Source organism: Streptomyces sp. NPDC046866 (assembly GCF_040704625.1).
Lineage (GTDB): Bacteria > Actinomycetota > Actinomycetes > Streptomycetales > Streptomycetaceae > Streptomyces.
In genome coordinates this window covers 20,601-35,163 of record NZ_JBEYXN010000010.1, presented here as the reverse complement: position 1 = coordinate 35,163, position 14,563 = coordinate 20,601, and the positions used below count along the sequence as shown (strand labels likewise).

Annotated in this window: 13 protein-coding genes; 4 read left to right on the top strand and 9 right to left on the bottom strand. The window is 74.2% G+C overall.

The features are described from left to right. Positions 1 to 107 precede the first annotated feature (107 nt). On the top strand, positions 108 to 1,301 hold the full coding sequence (locus tag AB0953_RS17060; RefSeq protein WP_366860268.1) for a low temperature requirement protein A: 1,194 nt from the start codon (positions 108 to 110) through the stop codon (positions 1,299 to 1,301). 175 nt (positions 1,302 to 1,476) lie between these two features. On the opposite strand, the gene AB0953_RS17055 is transcribed toward AB0953_RS17060, so the two are convergent. The 5 genes from AB0953_RS17055 to AB0953_RS17035 all read right to left on the bottom strand — a co-directional run bounded on the left by AB0953_RS17055 (position 1,477) and on the right by AB0953_RS17035 (position 6,035). Further along, a complete protein-coding gene (locus tag AB0953_RS17055; RefSeq protein ID WP_366860267.1) occupies positions 1,477 to 1,716 on the bottom strand; it encodes a DUF397 domain-containing protein in 240 nt (79 codons plus the stop codon). A 188-nt stretch (positions 1,717 to 1,904) separates the two neighbouring features. After that, the gene (locus tag AB0953_RS17050) at positions 1,905 to 3,071 is read right to left on the bottom strand and encodes a thiolase domain-containing protein (protein WP_366860435.1); all 1,167 of its coding nucleotides are present in this window, start codon (positions 3,069 to 3,071) and stop codon (positions 1,905 to 1,907) included. A gap of 5 nt (positions 3,072 to 3,076) precedes the next feature. Next, a complete protein-coding gene (locus AB0953_RS17045; protein WP_366860266.1) occupies positions 3,077 to 4,156 on the bottom strand; it encodes a thiolase domain-containing protein in 1,080 nt (359 codons plus the stop codon). Further along, on the bottom strand, positions 4,156 to 5,130 hold the full coding sequence (locus tag AB0953_RS17040) for an OB-fold domain-containing protein (protein ID WP_366860265.1): 975 nt from the start codon (positions 5,128 to 5,130) through the stop codon (positions 4,156 to 4,158). The genes AB0953_RS17045 and AB0953_RS17040 overlap by 1 nt, the downstream gene beginning before the upstream one ends. Before the next feature lie 104 nt (positions 5,131 to 5,234). Continuing rightward, on the bottom strand, positions 5,235 to 6,035 hold the full coding sequence (locus tag AB0953_RS17035; protein ID WP_366860264.1) for a crotonase/enoyl-CoA hydratase family protein: 801 nt from the start codon (positions 6,033 to 6,035) through the stop codon (positions 5,235 to 5,237). 188 nt (positions 6,036 to 6,223) lie between these two features. On the opposite strand from AB0953_RS17035, the gene AB0953_RS17030 reads away from it, so the two are divergent. Further along, complete coding sequence (locus tag AB0953_RS17030) at positions 6,224 to 7,870, top strand: acyl-CoA synthetase (RefSeq protein WP_366860263.1); 1,647 nt, start codon at positions 6,224 to 6,226, stop codon at positions 7,868 to 7,870. A 91-nt stretch (positions 7,871 to 7,961) separates the two neighbouring features. On the opposite strand, the gene AB0953_RS17025 is transcribed toward AB0953_RS17030, so the two are convergent. After that, positions 7,962 to 8,189: a hypothetical protein gene (locus AB0953_RS17025; RefSeq protein WP_366860262.1), complete on the bottom strand. Its 228-nt coding sequence runs from the start codon at positions 8,187 to 8,189 to the stop codon at positions 7,962 to 7,964. Positions 8,190 to 8,376: 187 nt separating this feature from the next. On the opposite strand from AB0953_RS17025, the gene paaK reads away from it, so the two are divergent. Next, the gene (gene paaK, locus AB0953_RS17020; RefSeq protein WP_366860261.1) at positions 8,377 to 9,678 is read left to right on the top strand and encodes a phenylacetate--CoA ligase PaaK; all 1,302 of its coding nucleotides are present in this window, start codon (positions 8,377 to 8,379) and stop codon (positions 9,676 to 9,678) included. Positions 9,679 to 9,786: 108 nt separating this feature from the next. Continuing rightward, positions 9,787 to 10,608, top strand: a complete 822-nt coding sequence (locus AB0953_RS17015; RefSeq protein WP_366860260.1) for a YhjD/YihY/BrkB family envelope integrity protein — start codon at positions 9,787 to 9,789, stop codon at positions 10,606 to 10,608. A gap of 75 nt (positions 10,609 to 10,683) precedes the next feature. On the opposite strand, the gene AB0953_RS17010 is transcribed toward AB0953_RS17015, so the two are convergent. From AB0953_RS17010 to AB0953_RS17000, 3 genes are all read right to left on the bottom strand, one after another. Next, positions 10,684 to 12,204 carry an AMP-binding protein gene (locus AB0953_RS17010; protein ID WP_366860259.1) on the bottom strand — a complete coding sequence of 507 codons (1,521 nt, stop codon included), beginning with the start codon at positions 12,202 to 12,204 and terminating at the stop codon, positions 10,684 to 10,686. A gap of 50 nt (positions 12,205 to 12,254) precedes the next feature. After that, positions 12,255 to 13,403 (bottom strand): ionic transporter y4hA, encoded by a 1,149-nt coding sequence (locus AB0953_RS17005; protein WP_366860258.1) that lies wholly within the window; start codon positions 13,401 to 13,403, stop codon positions 12,255 to 12,257. Between the two features lie 129 nt (positions 13,404 to 13,532). Then, a complete protein-coding gene (locus AB0953_RS17000) occupies positions 13,533 to 14,459 on the bottom strand; it encodes a hypothetical protein (RefSeq protein WP_366860257.1) in 927 nt (308 codons plus the stop codon). Between the last annotated feature and the right edge of the window lie 104 nt (positions 14,460 to 14,563).

Here is a 14,563-nt window from a genome sequence, read left to right as displayed (position 1 = left end):
TTGGTAAGGGCGCGGTCCGTCGCCTGCCCCGACCGCACCACCGCCCTCCCGATCACCGCTACGCCCCGTACCACCCCTTCCACTCCCTCCACCCCTATCATCCCGTCATGACCGTTTCTTCGGGTTCGGCGGGCGGGGAGCCGGGCGAGCGGCACGCCACGTGGCTGGAACTGTTCTTCGACCTGACGGCCGTCGCGGGCGTGGCCCAGCTGGCGCACCTGCTGCACGGGGAGCCGGGGGCCGGCGCGCTCGCCCTGTACGCGGTGATGTTCCTGGCCTTCTGGACGGGCTGGATGCTGCTGACGGTGTACGCGAACGTCACCGGCGAGGCGGCCCGGACGAACACGGTGCTGGCGGGGATGTTCGGGATGGCCGTGATGGCGGCCGCGGTGCACGGCGTGCGCGAGGACACCGCGTGGGCGTTCGCCCTGGCCTACATCCTGGTGCGGTCGCTCGCGGGGAAGGCCTGGGGGCGGCAGGGGGAGTACGCGGCGGACCTGCCGGTCACGCAGGTCGGGCTGGGGCTGACGCCGTGGGTCGTGTCGATGTGGGCCGAGGGGACGGCCCGGTACGTGTGGTGGGCGGTCGGCCTGGCCGTCGACCTCGGCGTGATGGCGGCCGTCTCGGGCCCCGCGTGGGCGGCGCGGCTGGACCGGCGCTACGAGCGGGCCGCGCGGAGCGGGCGGCACCTGGAGCCGAAGCCGCGGCCGGCGCTGACGGACGCGCCGCATCTCCGGGAGCGGCTGGGCCTGTTCGTGCTGATCGTGCTGGGCGAGGCGGTGGCCCAGGTGGTGACCGCGGCCTCGGTCGCCGTGTGGGACTGGGCGCTGTACGGGGTGGGCATCGGCGCGTTCACGCTGCTGCTGCAGATGTGGTCGCTGTCGCTGCGGCACGGGTCGGGCGGGGTGCCGCTGCTGGAGCCGGGCGCACTGCCGGTGCGGCTGGTGCTGCCGCTGCACTGCTTCACGGCCGGCTCCATCGCGGCACTGGCGGCCGCGCTGGGCGGTGCGGTGGCGTACACGGACGGCGAGGTCCCGGATCCGGTGCGGCTGCTGATGTGCGGGGCCATGGCGGTGTACCTGCTGCTCGCGGGCGTGGCGGTGGCCGCCTCGGGGCACGGCCCGTGGCGGGCGCTGCTGGTCGCCGCGCCGGGGGTGGCGGGTGCCCTGGCCTTGGGCCTGGCGGGCGCCGGCTGGGGCCCGGTGGAACTGGTGTGGACCCTCGTCCTCACGGCCCGCTGGCCCCTTCTCCTGACCCGCCCACCCCAAACCCCGGCCAAACCGACCCCCACCGCCCCCTGACCAAGCCCCCGGGCAACCCACCGCATGATCCCGGCAAATCAGCCTGCCGAGCCCGAGCCGAGAGCGGCAACTCCACCCCGCCGCCGCTCTGGACGGGAGCCCCGCACCCTTTCCAGCCCCGCCGGCGATTGAGGCGCGGGGCCGGGCGGGGCCCGGTGGTCGGCGGAGCCGGGACTCACGTGAGGTCGAACTCGCCCCCCTGCGCACTCAGGACGAACTTGCGCCACTCGTCGGGCGCGAAGATCAGCGACGGACTCTCGGGCCGCTCACTGTTCCGCATCGCGATGAACCCCTCGACGAAGGCGATCTGGACGTCGCCGGCCCCCCGGCTGCTCGACTGCCAGTCGGCCTGGCTGAGATCCAGGTCCGGCTTGCCCCAGCCGGTCGGCGGCTGCGAAGTCATGCTCTCGGCCACGTGCGTGCTCCTCCCGGTACGTCGTCCGGGGGCCAGGGTAACCATCGCGGCGCGTGTCGCACAGGCCACGGTGAGTCACCCACGCCGCCGGGGCCACCGGTCCGCGACGACCGCCCGGCCGAGCCACCGGCCGAGCCCCCGGACCGATCCGCCCGACCGGGGCAACCGCCCCCAACCCCCGGTCCCCGTCAGGAGTTCGGCATGGCGGCCCCCACCAGCCACATCGCGAAGAACTGCGCCCCGCCCCCGTACGCGTGCCCGAGCGCCCGCCGCGCCCCGGGGACCTGGTGCTCCCCGGCCCCGCCGCGCACCTGGAGGGCCGCCTCCGCGAACCGGATCATGCCGGACGCACCGATCGGGTTGGTGGACAGCACCCCGCCGGAGGGGTTCACGGGCAGGTCCCCGTCGAGTTCGGTCGCGCCCGCCTCGGTGAGCTTCCAGCCCTCCCCCTCCTGCGCGAAGCCGAGGTTCTCCAGCCACATCGGCTCGTACCAGGAGAACGGCACGTACATCTCCACGGCGTCGATCTCGCGCCGCGGGTCGGTGATCCCGGCCTGCCGGTAGACGTCGGCCGCGCAGTCCTTGCCCGCCTGCGGCGAGACGAAGTCCTTGCCCGCGAAGAGCGTCGGCTCACTGCGCATCGCACCGCCGTGCACCCACGCCGCCGGCTTCGGCGCCCGCGCCGCGCCCGCCCGGTCGGTGAGGACCATCGCGCAGGCCCCGTCCGAGGACGGGCAGGTCTCGGAGTACCGGATCGGGTCCCACAGCATCGGCGAGGCCTGGACCCCCTCCAGGGTGATGCCGTGCTCGTGCAGGTGGGCGTAGGGGTTCTTCAGCGCGTTGCGGCGGTCCTTGTAGGCGACGAGCGAGCCGACCGTGTCGGGGGCGCCGGTGCGCCGGATGTAGGCGCGCACGTGCGGGGCGAAGAACCCCCCGGCTCCCGCCAGCAGCGGCTGCTGGAAGGGGACGGGCAGCGACAGCCCCCACATGGCGTTGGACTCCGACTGCTTCTCGAAGGCCAGCGTCAGCACGGTCCGGTGGATCCGGGCGGCGACCAGGTTGGCGGCGACCAGCGCCGTGGATCCGCCGACCGAGCCCGCGGTGTGCACGCGCAGCATCGGCTTGCCGTTCGCTCCGAGGGCGTCGGCCAGGTACAGCTCCGGCATCATCACGCCCTCGAAGAAGTCGGGGGCCTTGCCGATCACGACGGCGTCGACGTCCGCCCAGTCCAACTCGGCGTCGGCGAGGGCGCGGGAGGCCGCCTCGCGGACGAGTCCGGCGAGGGAGACGTCGTGGCGGGCGGCGACGTGCTTGGTCTGGCCGATCCCGACGACGGCCACGGGCTCCTTGCCCATGCGGCTCATGTGCGGTCCCCTTCCAGGACGGCGACCAGGTTCTGCTGGAGGCAGGGGCCGGAGGTGGCGTGGGCGAGGGCCCGGTCGGACCCGCCGCGGTGGATCCGGGCGGCGGCCTCGCCGATCCGGATCAGGCCGGCGGCCATCATCGGGTTGGCGGCCAGGGCCCCGCCCGAGGGGTTGACGGCCACGCCGTCGCCGAGCCGCAGGGCCCTGCGCAGGACGATCTCCTGGGAGGAGAACGGCGCGTGGAGCTCGGCGGTGTCGACCGGTGCGCCGTCGAAGAGCCCCGCGTGCTGGGCCGCGAGCCGGGTGGACGGGGAGTCGGTGAGGTCGCGCAGTCCCAGGCCGTGCGCCTCGATCCGGTGGTCGATGCCGGTGATCCAGGCCGGGCGGGCGCAGAGCCGCCGGGCGGTGTCGTCCGCGGCGAGGACCACGGCGGCGGCGCCGTCGCCGATGGGCGGGCAGTCGCCGGTGCGCAGCGGCCTGACCTGGTAGTCGCCCTGCGGGACGGCGCCGCGGAGCTGGGCGTGGGGGTTGGTCTCGGCTGCGGCGCGGCTGCGGGCGCCGACGGCGGCGAGGGCGGGCTCGTCGGCCCGGCCCGCGTCGATGAGGGCCTGGGCCTGGAGGGCGGCCAGGGCGACGGAGTCGGGCCACAGCGGTGCCGTGTAGTACGGGTCGAGCTGCCGGGTCAGCACGTCGCGTACGGAGCCGGGCGAGGACTTGCCGTACGCGTAGACGAGGGCGGTGTCGGCCTCCCCGGTCTGGATCTTGACCCAGGCCTCGTGAAGGGCCCAGGCGCCGTCCATCTCGACGTGTGATTCGGAGATCGGCGGCCAGGCGCCGACCCCGTCGAGGGTCATGGTGAAGGAGAAGGGCCGGCCGGCGAGGTAGTCGCTGGAGCCGGAGCAGGTGAAGCCGATCTCGCCGGCCTTCAGCCCGGTGCGGTCCAGCACCTCGTGCAGCACCGGCATCAGCATCTCGACCTCGCTGAGCTCGTCGGTGCGGCGCAGGTGGTCGCTCTGGGCGAAGGCGACGACGGCGACGTCGCGGGCGTACCGGGAGCGCGGTGCGTGCGGGGTCATCAGATGAGCTCCTTGTACGCGTCGTAGTCCGCGTCCGGCTCGCCGGTGGGGCGGTAGTGGTCGGGGTGGCGGCTTCCCTCGGTCCACACCGGTTCGACGCGCAGGCCCATGCGGACCTGGTCGTAGGGGATGCCGGCGATCCGGCCGTGCAGGGCGAGGTCGGCGCCGTCGAGGGCGATGTGGGCGTAGACGTAGGGCACTTCGATGTCCAGGGTCTTGGCCTTGATGTTCACGATGCAGAAGGTGGTGACCGTGCCGGCGGGCCCGACCTCCACCCGGTCGGTGGTGGCGACCCCGCAGGTGGGGCAGGCGCCGCGCGGCGGCACGTACACCTTGCGGCAGGAGGGGCAGCGTTCGCCGACGGTGCGGTGTTCGGCGAGGGCGTTGATGTACGCGGTCTGGGCGCGGCCGGGGCTGTAGGTGTAGTCCAGGCGGGCCTCGGCGACGATGCCGGTGACGCGGTCGGCGAAGGCGCCGTCGTGCGGGGCGGGTGCGGCGCCGTCGGCCGGGGCGTCCTCGCCGTCGTGGGGTTCGAAGCAGGCGATGTCGGTGATCGCGCCGGTGCGCTGCCCGGCCCAGCGGATCCGTACGCGCATGCCGGTGCGGACGGCGTCTGGGCCGGGGGCGTCGAGGGCGTGCAGGATCGCGGTGTCGGCGCCGTCGAGGCGTACCAGGACCCAGGCGAAGGGGGTGGCCAGGGGCTGGCGGGGGCGCGGGCGGTCGTTCCAGGCCCAGGTGGTCACGGTTCCGGTGGCGGCGACCTCGACGAGGTCGCGGATCTCCGCGGCGGTGACGGGGTCGTACTCGACGGGCGGAACCATCACCCGGCCGTCGGAGGCCTTCACGCCCAGGACCACGCGTTCGCGGAGCCCGGTGAGGAAGGCGCTCTGGACCGGTCCGAGGGACCGGGTGAAGGGGAACTCGACGACGAGGGGCGCGCGCAGCACCTCGGGCGGGGACGCGGCTGCTGTCATGGTCGACTCTCCGAAGCTCGGGTCGGGTGGGGGGAGCGTGGCCGGGGCCGGACCGGGGGCGGGCAGGGCCGAGGGGCGGGGCGGGCCCGAGGGGCGGGCGGCGGCTACTCCCGCCGGTACAGCGGGGGCCGCTTCTCGGCGAAGGCGCGCGCGCCCTCCTTCGCGTCCGCCGTGTCGAAGACGGGCCAGCCCCGCACCAGTTCGGCGGCGAGCCCCTCCCGCTCGGTCATCTCGGCGGTGTCGTAGACGGAGGCCTTGACGGCCTCGACGGCGAGCGGGCCGCAGGCGTTGACCTGCTCGGCGATCTCCAGGGCCTTCGCCAGGGCGGTTCCGGCGGGGACCACGTGGCCGACGAGTCCGATGCGGGCGGCCTCCTCGGCGGAGTACGGCCTGCCGGTCAGCAGCATCTCCAGGGCGTGCGTGCGCGGGATCTGCCGCGGCAGCCGCACCGTCGAGCCGCCGATCGGGAACAGGCCCCGCCGGACCTCGAACAGCCCGAAGGTGGCGCCCTCGGCGGCGACGCGGATGTCGGTGCCCTGGAGGATCTCGGTGCCGCCGGCCACGCAGTACCCCTCGACGGCCGCGATGACGGGCTTGCGCGGGCGGTGGTGGCGCAGCATCGCCTTCCAGTGCAGGTCGGGGTCGGCCTTGAGGCGGTCCCGGTAGGACTCCCCCGCGATCCCCTTGCCGGCCAGGGCCTTGAGGTCCATGCCGGCGCAGAAGTCCCCGCCGGCGCCGGTGAGGACCACCGAGCGGACGGTGTCGTCGGCGTCGGCCTCCATCCAGCCGTCGTACAGGCCCACCAGCAGCGGCAGCGAGAGCGCGTTCTTCGCCTCGGGCCTGTTCATGGTGAGCACCATCGTGGCCCCGTGGCGCTCCACGGTCAGGTGTTCCGTACCGCCCATTGCCGTCCTCCCGTGTCGAGACCTAGAACAGGTTGCAGGAGGGTGGGGTGCAGGACAAGAGTTTTCTGACGCCCAGTCAGATTTCTTCGTCGGGTCCCTTCCCAGCGTGGGTGGGCGGCGCTCTAATGGGCCGCCGGACGGCCCGGCGGGCCGCCCGCCACGGGAGCTTTCGGGGGTGAGGAGGAACGGTGGAGTACAACCTTGCCGACCTGTTCGAGTCGGTCGTGGACGTGGTCCCGGACCGCGAGGCCCTGGTGTACGTGGACCACCCCGGGACCGGCGCCGAGCGCCGCCTGACCTACGCGCAGCTGGACGCGGCGGCCAACCGCATCGCCCACCACCTGCTGGGCAGCGGGCTGAAGGCCGGCGAGCACGTGGGCCTGCACCTCTACAACGGGGTCGAGTACCTCCAGACCGTGCTGGCCTGCCTCAAGGCCCGCATGGTGCCGGTGAACGTCAACTACCGGTACGTGGAGGAGGAGCTGGTCTACCTCTACAACGACGCCGACCTCGCCGCCCTGGTCTTCGAGGGCGAGTTCACCGCGCGGGTGGCAGCCGCCCTGCCGCAGACGCCGGGGCTGCGCCACCTCGTACGGGTGGGAGCGGCCCCCGAGGGCGCGCCGGAGCCGGCGGTCGCGCCGGTGGCGTACGCGGACGCCGAGGCGGCCGGCTCGCCCGCGCGGGGCTTCGCGCCCCGCTCCCCCGACGACCTGTTCATCATCTACACCGGCGGCACCACCGGCATGCCCAAGGGCGTCATGTGGCGGGCCGAGGACCTGTTCTTCGCGGGGCTCTTCGGCGGCGAGCCCTCGGGCGAGCCGGTCAAGCGGCCCGAGGAGCTGGCCGAGCGGGTGGCGGCGCGCGGCGCCGGACTCACCTTCTTCCCCGCGCCGCCGCTCATGCACGGCACGTCGACGCTGACCTCGTTCATCGCCTTCAACTACGGGCAGCGGGTGGTCATCCACCGCAAGTACGTGCCGGAGGAGGTGCTGCGGACGATCGAGAAGGAGAAGGTGTCGAGCGTGTCCCTGGTGGGCGACGCGATGCTGCGGCCGCTCATCGACGCCCTGAAGGGCCCCCTGGCGGGCACGGACCTGTCCTCCCTCTTCAGCGTCTCCTCCTCCGGGGCGATCATGTCGGATTCGGTGAAGGACGAGTTCCGCCAACTCGCGCCGAACGTGCTGCTGCTGAACAACTTCGGGTCCTCGGAGTCCGGGTCCAACGGCCGGGCGGCCGACGACGCCGGCCCGGAGAAGGGCTTCCGGCTCGTCGTCAACGACCGTACGCAGGTGGTGGACCCGGTGACGCACGAGCCGGTCCCGGTCGGGGTGCCGGGGCGGCTGGCGCAGCGGGGGCACGTACCGCTGGGCTACTACAACGACCCGGTGAAGACCGCGGAGACCTTCTTCCGCAAGGGCGGGGAGCGGTGGGTGCTGCTCGGGGACATGGCCACGGTGGACGCCGAGGGCATCGTCACCGTGCTGGGGCGCGGCTCGCAGTGCATCAACACGGGCGGGGAGAAGGTGTACCCGGAGGAGGTCGAGCAGGCCCTGAAGTCCCATCCGGACGTGTACGACGCCCTGGTGGCGGGCGTGCCGGACGCGACGTGGGGCAACCACGTGGCGGCGGTGGTGCAGGTCCGGGCGGGCGCGCCGGAGCCGACGCTGGAGGAGATCCAGACCCACTGCCGCACCCGGCTGGCAGGCTACAAGATCCCGCGCCAGCTGGTCATCGCCCCCGCCATCCAGCGCTCTCCGAGCGGCAAGGCGGACTACCGCTGGGCCAAGTCGGTGGCCACCGCCGCCGACCCCTGCGCCACCGCCGACCCGAACTGAAACCTCCCCCCCACGGCCCGGCGGGACCGAGGGCGGCTGGTGGCGGGCTCCGCCGGGCGCCACGCCCGGCGGATCGCCGCGCAGGACCGGCTCAGTCCGCCCCCCACACGTCCCGCCCGCCGCCCCGCCACTCGACCAAGGGGTCTCCGGAGCTGAGCAGGCGGTCCGGATCCTCCACGCCGATCCGCCGGAGGAACGCAGCGAGGTCGGGCAGCCCGTAGGCGGTGCCCAGGATCGTGTCCTCCCCGTGGACGTGAGCGGCCACCCGCCGGCCGCCGGTCCGGGCCACGGGGTGCACGGTGATGCGGGCGCGGTCCATGCGCCTAGGGTCCGCCCGGACGGCTCCGGACGCATCCGGACGGGCGCGGCCCCTCGGCGGCCGGAGCCTGCTCGGCGGGCATCCCATGATGCGATCACTCGTTCGAGTCATTGATTTGGCCGCCCGGGTCCGGCAATCTACCGAATGATCGGTCGGTTGGCGGTTCTCTCACGGCGAGGTGGCGGCGATGGCGGCGTACGCAGAGGTGCAGGACGAGGGCGAGCGGCTGGGCCCGGACGAGCTGGCCGCGCTCCAGCTGGCCCGGCTGCAGGCCACGCTGCGCCGGGTGTACGAGCGCGTGCCGTTCCACCGGCAGGCCTTCGACAAGGCGGGGGTGCATCCCGACGACTGCCGCTCCCTCGCCGATCTCGCCCGGTTCCCCTTCACCACCAAGGCAGACCTGCGCGACCAGTACCCCTTCGGGATGTTCGCCGTCCCCCGCCCGGAGGTCCGCCGCATCCACGCCTCGAGCGGCACCACCGGCCGCCCCACCGTGGTGGGCTACACCGACGGGGACCTGTCGCTCTGGGCGGACGTGGTCGCGCGGTCGATCCGCGCCGCGGGCGGCCGCCCGGGCCAGATCGTGCACATCGCGTACGGGTACGGCCTGTTCACCGGCGGCCTCGGCGCGCACTACGGCGCGGAGCGGCTCGGCTGCACGGTCGTACCCGCGTCCGGCGGGATGACGGACCGCCAGGTCCGGCTGATCCAGGACTTCCGCCCCGAGGTCATCATGGTGACCCCCTCGTACATGCTGACGCTGATCGACGAGATGGAGCGCCAGGGCATCGACCCCCGCCGCACCTCCCTGCGGACCGGGATATTCGGTGCGGAGCCCTGGACCGAGGAGATGCGCCGGGAGATCGAGGACCGCCTGGGCATCGACGCGGTCGACATCTACGGCCTGTCCGAGGTGATGGGACCGGGCGTCGCACAGGAGTTCGCCGCCACGAAGGACGGGCTGCACATCTGGGAGGACCACTTCTACCCGGAGGTGGTCGATCCGCTGACCGGTGAGGTGCTGCCGGACGGCGAGCCCGGGGAGCTGGTGTTCACCTCGCTCACCAAGGAGGCGATGCCCGTCATCCGCTACCGCACCCGGGACCTGACGCGCCTGCTGCCCGGGACCGCCCGGCCGGCCTTCCGGCGCATGGAGAAGGTGACCGGCCGCAGCGACGACATGATCATCCTGCGCGGGGTGAACCTGTACCCGACCCAGATCGAGGAGGTCCTGCTGCGCACGCCCGGCCTGGCCCCCCACTTCCAGCTGCGCCTGACCCGCGAGGGCCGCCTGGATGCCCTGACCGTCCGGGTGGAGGCCCGGCGCGAGGCCACGGCCGAGCAGCGCGAGGCGGCGGCCGGCGCCGTGGTCCGGGCGGTGAAGGAAGGCGTCGGGGTCTCCGTCGCGGTGGAGGTGGTCGAACCGGAGACACTGGAGCGCTCCGTGGGCAAGATCAAACGCCTGGTCGACCTGCGCGGCGCCCGGTGACCGCCGGCGCGGTGCAGACACGCGTACGGGCAGGAGGAACCACCCGTTCGGGCTGATTCCGGCACCGCCTCCGAGACCCCCGGGGCCCGTCCGGGTAGTCCATGGGGCGTGACCTCGAAGCTCCGTCAGCTCCATGCCCGGCTTCTGGCCTCTCCGGTCGGACTCACCTGGAGCCGGGGGCGCGAGATGGAGCTGATGCACCGGGCCATGGGCTTCGCCGCGCTCGGCTTCCTGACGCTGGTGCCGCTGCTGGTCGTGGTGGCGGCGGCCGCGCCGGGCAGCGGCTCGGGCTTCGGCCGGTGGCTCGGGCAGGCACTCGGGGTCACGGCCGCCTCCCGGGCCCGCGTCGAGATGCTGTTCGGGGCGGCCGATCTGGCGCTGGAGCGGACCACCGCCTTCGGCCTCGCGGCCCTGGCCGTCTTCGGGCTGACCTTCGGCGCGGCCGTGCAGACCGGGTACGAGAAGGTGTGGGACCTGCCGACCGCGCGCTGGCACACCATGTGGCGGCACGTCGTCTGGCTCGCCCTGCTCGTCTGCTACCTCGCGCTGCTGGTCGGGATCCGCGCCCCCTCCGACGACGCGGTCGGCGCGGTGCTGGGCGCCACCGGGGACGTCGTCGGCACCTGCCTGTTCTTCTGGGGCTCGCAGCGCCTGCTGCTCGGCGGCCGGGTCCGCTGGCGGGCCCTGCTGCCCGGCGCGGCGGCCACCAGCCTGGGCCTGGTCGGCCTGCGGGTCTTCTCGCAGCTGGTGTTCTCGCCGCTGATCGCGTCGAACGCCGTCACGTACGGCCCCTTCGGCACCCTCCTCGTCGTCCAGTCCTGGCTGGTCGGCGTCGGCTTCGTCGTCTACGGCGGGGCCCTCGTCGGCCGCCTGGTCCACGAGCACCTGACGCTGCGCCGCCTGCGCCACTCCGGCCACTTCGAGCGCTGAAGGCCCCCTCCGGCGCGCTCACGGCAGCCGCGGCAGCCACGGCAGCCACCTGAGCCGGGTCAGCGCGTGGCCGCGTCAGCCGTTCGCCCCGCCGAAGCGGTCGCGCAGTTCACGCTTGAGGATCTTGCCGCTGGCGTTGCGCGGCAGGGCCTCCACGAACAGCACCCGCTTCGGGGCCTTGAAGTGCGCGAGCCTCTCCCGCGCGTACGCCAGGAGCTCCGCCTCGCCCACCTCCCCGCGCGGCACCACCACCGCCGTCACGGCCTCGATCCAGCGCGCGTCGGGCAGCCCCACCACCGCCGCCTCGGACACCCCCGGATGGGTGTACAGCACGTCCTCGACCTGCCGGGAGGCGACCAGCACCCCGCCGGAGTTGATGACGTCCTTCACCCGGTCCACGACCGTGAAGTAGCCCTGCGCATCGCGCACCACGAGGTCCCCCGAGCGGAACCAGCCGTCCCGGAAGGCCTTGCGCGTGGCCTCCGGATCGTTCCAGTACCCCAGGCACAGCTGCGGCGAGCGGTACACCACCTCGCCCGCCGTCCCGTCGGGCACCTCCGCGCCCTCCTCGTCCACGACCCGCGCCTGCACGTGCCGGACGGTCCGCCCGCACGACTCCATCCGCCCCTCGTGCTCCGCCGGCCCCAGCACGGTGGCCAGCGGCCCGATCTCCGACTGGCCGAAGCAGTTGTAGAACCCCAGCCCGGGCAGCCGCTCCTGCAGCCGCTGCAGGACCGGTACCGGCATGACGGAGGCCCCGTAGTACGCCTTGCGCAGCGCGCCGAGGTCGCGCCGGCCGAAGTCCGGATGGTTGGCGATGGCGATCCACACCGTCGGCGGGGCGAAGAAGCTGTCGGCCCGCCCCGCCTCCACCAGCGCGAACAGCTCCTCGGCGACCGGCGCGTCGAGGACCGTGTTCTGCGCGCCCACCGCCAGGTAGGGCAGAAGGAACACGTGCATCTGCGCCGAGTGGTACAGCGGCAGCGCGTGCACCGGAAGGTCCGCTCCGTCCAGGTCGAGGGCCTCGATCGCGCTCTCGTACGCGTGGACCAGCGCCGCGTGCGTCATCATCGCGCCCTTCGGCAGGGCGGTGGTGCCGGAGGTGTACAGGAGCTGCACGACGGCCCCCGGGTCCGGGCGGCCCGGCTCGAAGGGCAGCGGTGCGGCGAGCTCGCCGAGGAAGGAGCCCCGCGCGTCGCGCAGCGGCCGGACGGGGTACCCGGCCGGGATCCGGCCCGCGAGGTCCGGGTCGGCCAGGACCAGCGAGCCCGCGCAGTCGTCCAGGATGTACGCGAGGTCCTCGCCGGTGAGGTTCTGGTTGACCGGGACGTGCGTGAGGCCGGCCCGGGCGCAGGCGAGGAAGGCGAGCAGGTAGGCGTCGGAGTTGTGGGCGAACGCCGCGACCCGGTCGCCGGCGGACAGCCCGTAGCGCTCCCGCAGGACGGCGGCCCCGGTGGAGACCGCCTCGTCGAGGGCGGCGTAGCTCCAGGTCCGCTCGCGGTAGCGGACGGCCGGCCGGTCCGGGTGGCGCAGCGCGCTGTCGCGCACCAGACCGTCGACCGTGTTCCGCCGTACCGCCGTACGCCCTCGTGTCATGGCGCGATCCTCGGCCCCCGCGCACCGGAGGTCAACAACCGGGGACCGGCTCACGGGCTCACCGCGAGGAAGAGGTACGCGGCCAGCAGCACGAGGTGCACGCCGCCCTGGAGCAGGGTGGCCCGGCCCGGGACGACGGTCAGGGCGCCGACCACGACGGTCAGGGCGAGCAGCACCGTGTGGACCGGGCCGAGCCCGAGCAGCAGCGGTCCCGCGAGCCATACGGAGGCCAGCGCGATGACCGGGATGGTCAGGCCGATGCTCGCGAGGGAGGAGCCGTAGGCCAGGTTCAGGCTGGTCTGGACCCGGTCGCGGCGGGCGGCGCGGACGGCCGCGAGCGTCTCGGGCAGCAGCACGAGCAGCGCGATGACGACGCCGACCACGGCCTGGGGCAGGCCGGCCTCCGCCACGCCCGACTCGATGGCGGGCGAGACGGCCTTGGCGTTGCCGACGACGGCGACGAGCGCGACGAGCAGCAGGCCGAGGCTGACCAGGGCGGCCCGGGCGGTGGGCGGAACGGCGTGCTCCCCGTCGCCGGAAGCACCGCCGGGGCCGGCACCACGGCCGGCACCGGGCGCCCCGTCACCGGCCGGCGCGGTGGCCACGGGGAGGAAGTAGTCCCGGTGGCGGACCGTCTGGACGGCGACGAACAGCCCGTACAGGGCGAGCGAGGCGACGGCGGCGAAGGTGAGCTGGGGCGCGGAGAATTCGGGGCCGGGCTTGCTGGTGGTGAACGTCGGCAGGACCAGGCTGAGCGTGGCCAGGGTCGCGACCGTGGCGAGCGCGGCGCCGGAGCCTTCGGCGTTGAAGACGGCGACCCGGTGGCGCAGAGCGCCCACCAGCAGGGACAGCCCGACGATGCCGTTGCACGTGATCATGACCGCGGCGAAGACGGTGTCCCGGGCGAGGGAGGCGGTCTTGTCGCCCCCGTCGGCCATCAGGGTGACGATGAGGGCCACTTCGATGACGGTGACGGCGACGGCCAGGACGAGCGAGCCGAACGGCTCGCCCACGCGGTGGGCGACCACCTCCGCATGGTGGACCGCCGCGAGCACCGCGCCCGCCAGGCACAGCGCGACGACGGCCACCGCGAATCCCGGCAGCTCCCGTCCCCAGCTGAACACCAGCGCGAGGAGCGAGAGGAGCGGGACCAGGACGGTCCAGTCGGTGAGGGGGAACCTGCGGGCTGCCGTGCGCATGCCCCAACCTCCGATGAACGGGGCGCTCGGGGCGCTCGGGGCGAACGGGGAGGCGAACGGTGCGAAGGACCGGGTCGACCGCAGGCCCCCGGTACGGAAGGGGCCTGCGGCCGGTGAACCGTGTGCGGACTACCAGAAGATGACGACGTACCCGTCGCCGCCGGGCTCTCCGGGCTCTCCGGGCTGCCCGGGCAGGCCGCCCGCGCCACCGTTGCCGCCGAGGCTGGCGCCGTTCGGCAGGCCGACGATGCCGTCCACCGCGCCACCGCCGGTTTGGCCGATCCCGCTCTCTCCGGTCCGCGTCACCCCGCCGGTGCGGCAGGTGCCGGTGCCGCCGGCGCCGGGGTCGCCCGGGGCGCCGTCGGCGCCGGTGGCCGTGCCGCCCTGGCCTCCGCCACCGCCTCCGCCGCCGGTCGCCGTGACGACGACGTCACCCTGGGGCGTGGCCAGGGTGGTCGACGTACCCGGGTCGCCCGGCTGGCCGTTGCCGCCCGCGCCGGTGGGGTTGCCCGTGCCGGGACCACCGCCGTCGCCGCGGTCCCCGAGGACCACCGCGTAGGTCTTCGACGGCTTCACCGGGACGGTGCACCAGGCGAAGCCGCCGCCACCACCACCGCCGCCGGCACCACCGCTGCTGGAGGCGCCGCCACCGCCACCGCCGCCACCGCCGCCGCCCGCGCCCCAGGCCTGGACGAAGACCGAGGTGACGCCGGGCGGCGGCACGAAGGTCCCGTCCCCGGTGAACTCCTGCACGCCGTGCAGCGGGGTCTTCGTCGTGGTCGGCTTCGGCTTGGGCTTCGTCTGGCCGTCGCCCTCGTAGCGGCCCTCGTCGGGGCGGGGCTCGGCGGAGCTGGGGGCGTCGTGGCGCGCGTCCTCGTTGCCCGGCGGGGGCTCCATCAGGTTGACGCCGGTGCGGATCGCACGGTTCGCGCGGTCCCCGTCGGCCTGTGCCGTCGGGGACATGACGAGCAGCTGGCCGGCGACGGCCGCCGCGGTCAGGGCCGCGACGCCGAAGGCGCGGCGCCGGCTGCGGCGGGTGGTGGTACTCGCGTTCATGGCTTCCTTACCTCCCCCGCCCGTGCCGGGCCGGAGGAGTGCGGTGAGGTGGGGGGTGGAATCGGACCGCGTCGGTCCGCCGTCCATCTCACCGAGGCCCGCGC